The 7,500-nt window shown below is 31.7% G+C and carries 9 protein-coding genes and 1 tRNA gene; all 10 read right to left on the bottom strand.

The genetic code is table 11. The features are described 5' to 3' along the window. Window positions 1-68 precede the first annotated feature (68 nt). On the bottom strand, window positions 69-386 hold the full coding sequence (locus tag ACVBED_RS03300; RefSeq protein WP_447121555.1) for a YkvA family protein: 318 nt from the start codon (window positions 384-386) through the stop codon (window positions 69-71). Between the two features lie 55 nt (window positions 387-441). Continuing rightward, window positions 442-999 (bottom strand): TlpA family protein disulfide reductase, encoded by a 558-nt coding sequence (locus ACVBED_RS03295; RefSeq protein WP_473094480.1) that lies wholly within the window; start codon window positions 997-999, stop codon window positions 442-444. A 1-nt stretch (window position 1,000) separates the two neighbouring features. Then, complete coding sequence (locus ACVBED_RS03290; RefSeq protein ID WP_447121554.1) at window positions 1,001-1,564, bottom strand: thioredoxin family protein; 564 nt, start codon at window positions 1,562-1,564, stop codon at window positions 1,001-1,003. Further along, window positions 1,564-2,625 (bottom strand): chorismate synthase, encoded by a 1,062-nt coding sequence (aroC, locus tag ACVBED_RS03285; protein WP_447121553.1) that lies wholly within the window; start codon window positions 2,623-2,625, stop codon window positions 1,564-1,566. The genes ACVBED_RS03290 and aroC overlap by 1 nt, the downstream gene beginning before the upstream one ends. Window positions 2,626-2,672: 47 nt before the next feature. Beyond that, the gene (locus ACVBED_RS03280) at window positions 2,673-4,310 is read right to left on the bottom strand and encodes an LIC_10190 family membrane protein (protein WP_473094479.1); all 1,638 of its coding nucleotides are present in this window, start codon (window positions 4,308-4,310) and stop codon (window positions 2,673-2,675) included. A 51-nt stretch (window positions 4,311-4,361) separates the two neighbouring features. Further along, window positions 4,362-4,892, bottom strand: a complete 531-nt coding sequence (locus tag ACVBED_RS03275) for a YMGG-like glycine zipper-containing protein (RefSeq protein WP_473094478.1) — start codon at window positions 4,890-4,892, stop codon at window positions 4,362-4,364. A gap of 131 nt (window positions 4,893-5,023) precedes the next feature. Then, window positions 5,024-5,094: transfer RNA gene (locus ACVBED_RS03270), tRNA-Cys, on the bottom strand. A gap of 91 nt (window positions 5,095-5,185) precedes the next feature. Further along, window positions 5,186-5,695, bottom strand: coding sequence for an RDD family protein (locus ACVBED_RS03265; protein WP_447121550.1), 510 nt, complete (start codon window positions 5,693-5,695; stop codon window positions 5,186-5,188). A gap of 25 nt (window positions 5,696-5,720) precedes the next feature. Next, window positions 5,721-7,094 (bottom strand): DUF4403 family protein, encoded by a 1,374-nt coding sequence (locus ACVBED_RS03260; RefSeq protein WP_447121549.1) that lies wholly within the window; start codon window positions 7,092-7,094, stop codon window positions 5,721-5,723. 12 nt (window positions 7,095-7,106) lie between these two features. Next, the coding region (locus ACVBED_RS03255) for a hypothetical protein (protein ID WP_447121548.1) at window positions 7,107-7,500 on the bottom strand (394 nt) is incomplete at its 5' end.

Genomic DNA, 7,500 nt, shown 5'->3' with positions numbered 1-7,500 from the left:
CAAAAAAAAGTATTTCAACTTTAGTTGAAATACTTGTGAATTTAAATATTAAATAATTACGAAATAATTTATGCCTCTATCATCGTTTTAGCTTTACGTTCATTTTCCCAAGCTAGAAATCGCTCTGTTTCTTTAAGCAGAAGTGGCATCGCCATAATAACTAGTGCCAAATCATCCATTTCGCCAATTACCGGAATCCAATCCGGAATAAGATCAATAGGTGAAAGAACATATAAAAGTACCAAGCCAGGAACTATTAAATTTTTTAATTCAGGACGATAGTCTTTTTTACGAATGGAATTCATCATCCGCCAGATAGTTGGAAGTTTCTGCACAAAACCTTTGTGTTTAAAAGCTTCGATTGCTAAGTTAATTTTTGATGCCATTTTTTGTGTAATTTTTCTGAAGTTTTACAAAATCTATTCCAATTATTTTTAGCTTTTATTTCGTAACATTATCAATAAAATCTGAAACATTTTTGGAATTCCAATCTTTTGAACCATCTTCTTTTTGTAAAATTCTTCCGCCTTTACCTAAAATAAAAGTAGTAGGAAAAACCTCAGGCAATATTTTCTCAGAAAGTGGACTTTGGGCGATATAAACGGGAACATTATAGTTATTTTCTTTCAGAAATTTTCGAATGTCTTCTTCCTTATCCTGCATTGCGATTAAAACAAATTTCATTTTACCGTTTTTCGCTTCATATAATTTCTGAATAGTCGGCCATTCTGCACGACACGGTGGACACCAAGTTCCCCAAAAATTAAGGAAAACAGTTTCGTTTTTAAAATCTTTTAAGTTTGCGTCCGGCACATTAATTCCTTTTAAAACGATATCATAATCTGCATCTGAGAATGTAATCGCATCTTGAACTTTACTTATTGATGGACTCATTAAAATTTGCCCACGCACAAAATCGCCAAATTTCGGAATCGTTAATACGGCTATCAAAAAAGCAGTTAAGACCAGATAAATAATATTTTTCTTTAAAAATCTCATTTTACAATAAGTTTAAAATTTCTTCTAAAGTATCTTTTCCACGATTTTTAGAATAATAAACCTGAAGATCGTTATAAAATTCTTCGCGTAGATAATTATCGGGATTTTCTTTAAATTCTTTCAATAATTCGGCACCATGTTTTGGACGTGGTCCCCAATAATTTTTAACTGAAAAATCTTCATTTAATAAAATAATAATTGGAATTCCTTGTGCGCCGTTTGTTAAAAATTGATCAATTAGTGATTGGTCAGAATCTCTGTAAAATAGTCGAACCTCATTCTTATTTTTAAAAAACGCATCGATCACAGGAATTGCCTGACTTGCGTCTCCGCACCAAGCCTCGGAAACAATTAAAATTTTCCCTTTGAAATCTTTTGATCGAAGCATTTCTAAATCTTCTGCACTTGGTATAAAAACTTTTTCCATGCGGTGCATTCTGTTCAACCCCAATTCATAGTAGCCTTTTTTTTCTGCTTCTTCTTCATTTGCAGGGTTTAAAATTCGTTCTTCTGCATCTTTTTTATAGGTTTCGTAAGAAACCGCTTTATCCCAATATTTTTCCATTAAATGGTTCTAATTTTATTAATTAAATATAAATCTGCCAAAATAAACGCTGCTAAATTTTCCACTATCGGCACTGCGCGAGGCAAAACGCAAGGATCGTGTCGGCCTTTTCCTTCTACGGTTACTTTGTTTCCTTCTTTGTCGATGCTATCTTGCGGTCTCAAAATTGTTGCTACAGGTTTAAAAGCCACCCGAAAATAAATATCCATTCCGTTTGAAATTCCACCTTGAATGCCACCCGAAAGATTGGTTTTTGTTGTTCCGTCTTCGTTAAAAATATCATTATGTTCTGCGCCAGTCATTCTTGCCCCACAAAATCCGCTGCCATATTCAAAACCTTTCGCCGCATTAATATTCATCATTCCTTTTGCCAATTCCGCCTGTAACTTCCCAAAAACCGGTTCGCCAATTCCCACTGGGACATTTTGCAAAACGCAGGTAATTGTCCCACCAATCGTGTTTCCTTCTTTTTTAATTTCTTTAATTCTGGTAATCATTTTTTCTGCTGATTTTGGATCCGGACAACGAATGTCGTTTGAATCAATTTTAGAAAAATCTAAATCTTGGTAGGGTTTTTCACAAAAAATATCACCAACGGAAGAAACGTAAGCATTGATTTTAACTTCCTTTGGCAGAAATTGTTTAGCTAAACTTCCCGCAATTACCCAATTTAAAGTTTCACGTGCGGAAGATTTTCCGCCACCGCGGTAATCCCTAATTCCAAATTTTTTGTCGTAAGTGAAATCTGCATGTGAAGGTCTGTAATATTGAGCAATATGATCGTAATCTTTTGATTTTTGATTTTCATTGGGAACTAAAAAACCAATCGGCGTTCCGGTAGATTTTCCCTCAAAAATCCCTGATAAAAATTTAACCGTGTCGCTTTCTTTCCTTTGGGTAACGATAGAAGATTGGCCCGGCTTTCTGCGGTCTAACTGTTTTTGAATTTCTTCAAGGTCAATTTCCAAACCTGCTGGAAAATTACTTAAAATTCCACCGTAAGCCTCGCCATGACTTTCACCAAATGTAGATAGCGTGAGAAAATTTCCTAATGTGAACATACTGCAAATTTAAGACTATTTTTTGCAACATTAATTTATTAAAGAATTTAAAAAGATGATTTCTGAACGCCTAAATCTTCCACGATTAATTTTAATTTTTGATGATCTTCTGGTGATAATTTTTTCCAGATAAAACCGTCTTTCATACTATTTGAAATCATTTGCGGAAATATTCCTGCATCCAAATCTTCTTTTAAAAATTCTGGTGAAATGGCTGGAATTGGAGTGTCAAAGCTAAAGGGATAATTTTTGACTACGTTAAATTTTAAATTTCCTATTTGATGATCTTCATATTTTTCTAACTTAAAAATGGCTGGTTTTAACCATTGATCTTTCGAAAACCCTGCCATGAAAAAACCTAATTTAAAACTTGGAACGTAATTTTGAAGCAGTTGTGGAATACTTAAAATTAAAAAAGAAAAACTTGTTAAAATTACCGCTGTCATTAAAATCAATCGTTTACTAAATGTTTGATAAAAAATGATAAAGAAAACTACAAAAAAAACATCAATAAAAAAACGGTATTGTGCTGAAAATAAGAGAACTAAAATAAATTTAACCAAAATAGAGATCCACAGAAAGTAAATTATTTTCTTATTTTTCTTAAACGTGTAAATACTAAAAATTGAAATTAAAATAATCAAACTACAATGAATTATCGATTTTATACCATCAAGAAAGAGCCAATTTTTAATGTAATCTAAAGTTGAAAAACGATGGATTTGCGGTATTGAATATTGCATATCGTAGGTTTTTTGGATGGCAGTTTGGGAAGATATTTTTAATAGTTCTGGGTTTGGTTTCCAACTTAAATTTAAATCAAAAAGAGAAACTGGGAATATTGGAAAGCCAAATGTGTAAAGATTTTTTAGAATGAAAAATAAAAATAAAACTGAACCGAAATATAAAAATTTAAGTTTAGATTCTAAAATTAAAATAGAGTATAGCAGACAGAAAATTGGCACCCAAATCATGGTTGGTTTTATGGCGAAAACAAAAATAGAAAGCACAAATAATATGTTAGCATTTTTATTTCCGTCTAATATCTCATTTAAAATAATTAGAGAAAAAATTATTGCGGGTAAATCGGGACTTGGGGATTGAGTAAAAAGTAATAAAACTGGAAAAAATAAAAAGTGCAGCAAGGCCTTTTTCTCTAAAATGTAAATTAAATAGACGACCATTAAAACTGAATTCAATCTTAAATAGACATCTGTGAAATTAGAAAATCCTGCTTCTAAAAAATGCCAAGAAGACATCTGTCCTAAAAGTAGATCTACGTTTGAAATTCCTTTCACTAAACCGATTTCGGACAGCCATTTTATGGACGGAATGTAATAACCAAAATGGTCTAAAATAAAGGGGTAAAAACTTCCGAAGAGTGAAATAATAACCGTTGCTATTGAAAAAATTTGATAGTTAGATTTTAAAAAAATCCATAATTGCTTGTATAATTTAAAGTATATAAAAAAACTAAAACCTATGAAAATAGTTAAAAATTCTACATAAATATTTAGCGGTAAAAAAAAAGCTACAAGTATAAATGAAGTGGAAACGGTGAAAATTCCTTGGAAAATTGTGCTTGAAATATCCTCGGATAATTTACCTATAAAAATTTCGACCAATCTTCCAAATCCTGCGAAAATTGGAAGTAAAACAATTATAGAAAGGAAAAGATAAAGCATAAAAAAGATTGCTTAAAAATAAGCAATCTTTTTATAAGTATGAGATTAAAATTAATTCCTTGGTTGTACACGTCCAGATTTTCTGTCATTTGATCGTCCAATTGTGTATCCAGTTGCACCACCTACGACACCACCAATAACGGCACCTAAAGCTGGATTTTTCTTAGCAATAATTGCTCCCGCTGCTGCGCCACCAACGGTTCCGATTACAGTTCCTTTGGCTGCAGAACTCCATCCTCTTTTCTGTGGAGCAGTAGCAGTTGTTCCTGAAGAAGTGCCTGAATTAGAAGAACTTCTCGGCGTATTATTTACGTAAACTGTTCTTGTTCTCACTCTTTCTGGTGCAGATTTTACTGCAGCGGCTTTTTTAGTTGCGATCGCACTTAAACTATCCTTTTTTTTCTGCTCGTTGTAAACCATGCTTTCTTTTTGGATGGCTAATTTTTGTTGTTCAATTTCCAACTGTCTTGTCTGAAATTCAATTTTTTGATCTGCAAGACTCTGCGTAGTTTCAGTTTTATCTTTATTACAAGCTGTAATATTCAATAAAGACACAAAACCGATTAACATTATATTTTTCATGATATTTAAATTTCAATTTAGGATTAGTCTACTTTCAATACTGAAACCAAACTGGTGTTAAGGAAACGTTAAAGTTTAATTGTTGTGGGTTTAAAAAAAAACAAGTCATTGAAAATCAATGACTTGTTTTGAGGTTTCGAGCGGATTCGAACCGCTGTAGATGGTGTTGCAGACCACTGCCTAACCACTCGGCCACGAAACCATTTTTTAAGAAGTGCAAATATAAGTTTTTATTTTTCGAAGGGAAAATTTTAAAAAAAATATTTAGATAAAATTGTAAAATCCGTTTATTTTTAATCTACAGCAGATTTGCCCAAATTATCTAAATCAATTTTCTGAATTTGCGATTCATCATACCTTTTCTTTTTTACAACTCTAGTGTCTGTTACAGTGTCATACCAACCGTTTTGACCAAGAAAACTTAGAAAATCAAAAGGTATTGCGCGACTTAAATTTCTCAAAAAATATTCACGGAATGAAAGTGGAGAACCGTCAGTCTTTACTGCAACAGTTCCAGTTATAAGCTTACCTAAACTCCTTCCTTTTGTTAAAAATTCAAACATGCACATCAGACAAATATAGAGACCTAAAGTTACAAATCTATCAATGAAAGTATTGATATTTCCCATTTCCGCTGCAACCACTTCAAAACTAGCACCCGTAATTAGTGAATACAGAAAGCCGCATAATGCGTAAAAAATAATAATTAAAAAATAGCAGAAAGCGAAATCAATAATATAATTTACTAATCTTAAGATTTTTTCGGCTCTATTCTCGTGAACAATTTTTAAAAGTTTAGCCATATTTTTTTGCTAAATGTAGTAAAAATTAGATTCCCTGCAACTTAAGATTAATCGTCGCATCAGTTACAATAACAGCAGTAATACCATTGGGTGTGAGAAGAATTTGCGTTGGATTTAGTTTGTAAACTTGTCCACTGATTTTTAAACCTTTGTAATAGTCTTTGTTAAAAGCGGCTTCGATGCTGCTTTTAGAACTGAGTTCTATATCTGATGTTGGAATTCCATATTCATCCTCAATCATTCCAGTGATTTTTTTCTGAAATAAAATAGTCAAAGTTTTTTGGAAAATATTATTGGTTTTTAGTTTAAATTTTGTCTCGCTCAAAACTATTTTATGTTTTACTTCATCATAAACCGGAATTCCAGAAATATAAGAAGTTCCGTTGATTGTTCCAGAAGTTTCGGCTTCGATTATTAATTTATTTTCTTCGCCGTAAACTTTAATTCCCGTAATTGTTATCTCAGATTTTCCTTCTCTGAAATCATATTTTTTATTTAGAAATGTCTTCTCTGCAATTTTTGTTGCCGCTTCATATGGAATATTTGCAGTGCTATTTAAATTAAAAGCATTTTGAAGTTGTGGCACAAAATTAAAATTTGCCATTGCGCCAACAAGTGCGGATTTTTCTGGTTTTAAACCCGTAAAAGTTTCAGAATAAACGTCCAGACCGATATTGGTGTCAATCTCATTGCCATGAATTTTAATTGGTGTAAGATTCACACTTAAAGGCGTAATTTTTAACCAGGTTTTATATTCATCCGAAACATCAAAAGGCTCTGCAAATAAATTCCACGCATTAATTGCAAGTTGTTGAAAATTAAGTTGAGTTTTCATTTGCTCATCAATGATTGTGCAAAATTTTATCTGTTCTTCTTTCAAACTATTTTCTACCAAAGATGTAATCGGAATTTTTATTCTGCCATAATCTAATACGGGTTTTGTAACCCATTGAAAGCCATTTGCCGTTGTTTTCGTCGAAATTGTCCAGTTATTATTAACCGTTAATTGTGTATTAAAAAACATCACAGTTTCAAAAGTGGTGTTTTGATAGGTGTAAACGCCCAAAGTTCCAATGCCTTTTTCTGCCCAAATTTTTAAAGAAACTGCGATCAATAAATTATCGTGAGTTCCGCCGACGATTCTAATAGGTTTTGTTTTCCAAACTTTTACTTTAAACTGATCGTTATTGTTGTCGTCATAAGAATTATCTTCGTAAATCAAATCTTTCACGGAAGAATTCACCATTGCACTAATCTCACTTAAAGGAATTTTTACCGGCATTGTAATGCTGGATTTTATTTTCGGAAAAGCATAAGTTGGAGAAATCGTCCCAGTTTTTTGTGCTGAAATCGAGAGGCAAAAGAATAATAAAAAGAATTTTAAAAATTTCAAAATCACCAGTTTTTAAAATTAGTAATAATTTGTATTCTCAATAATACTGTCATAATTTAATTGGGTCAATTTTCCTTCCTCAACATATTTATTTAAAACCAAAATGTCTTTTAATTGATTTTCAATGGTTTGTTGAAAAAAATAGATTAGTTGATCTCCACTTTTTAAATCTAAAAACAATTCATTATTAACTCCTTGAGATTTTAGACCTCGAAAATCTCCCTTAATATCGTTTCCCTTAATTCTGATTTTTGATATTTTTTCTAATGGATAAATTTTATTTAAAATATCTATTTCATTTTCTTTAAATGTTAGTTCCCCGATGAATACGGCCTTCTTCTGTTGAAAAAAATTATGATGAATTACTTTAAAAACAATGGTGAATCCATAAAGACTACCAACGATTTGGAAA

Source organism: Halpernia sp. GG3, from assembly GCF_052976925.2.
Note: the sequence above shows the minus strand (reverse complement) of the source record. Positions and strands in the feature narration are given on the sequence as shown.

What these genes read in the sequence shown, in the direction of transcription:
- ACVBED_RS03280 (WP_473094479.1), bottom strand. Translation starts at nt 4,310, where the DNA reads ATGCTTTATCTTTTCCTTTCTATAATTGTTTTACTTCCAATTTTCGCA.
- ACVBED_RS03295 (WP_473094480.1), bottom strand. Translation starts at nt 999, where the DNA reads ATGAGATTTTTAAAGAAAAATATTATTTATCTGGTCTTAACTGCTTTT.
- ACVBED_RS03300 (WP_447121555.1), bottom strand. Translation starts at nt 386, where the DNA reads ATGGCATCAAAAATTAACTTAGCAATCGAAGCTTTTAAACACAAAGGT.
- ACVBED_RS03275 (WP_473094478.1), bottom strand. Translation starts at nt 4,892, where the DNA reads ATGAAAAATATAATGTTAATCGGTTTTGTGTCTTTATTGAATATTACA.
- aroC (WP_447121553.1), bottom strand. Translation starts at nt 2,625, where the DNA reads ATGTTCACATTAGGAAATTTTCTCACGCTATCTACATTTGGTGAAAGT.
- ACVBED_RS03290 (WP_447121554.1), bottom strand. Translation starts at nt 1,564, where the DNA reads ATGGAAAAATATTGGGATAAAGCGGTTTCTTACGAAACCTATAAAAAA.
- ACVBED_RS03265 (WP_447121550.1), bottom strand. Translation starts at nt 5,695, where the DNA reads ATGGCTAAACTTTTAAAAATTGTTCACGAGAATAGAGCCGAAAAAATC.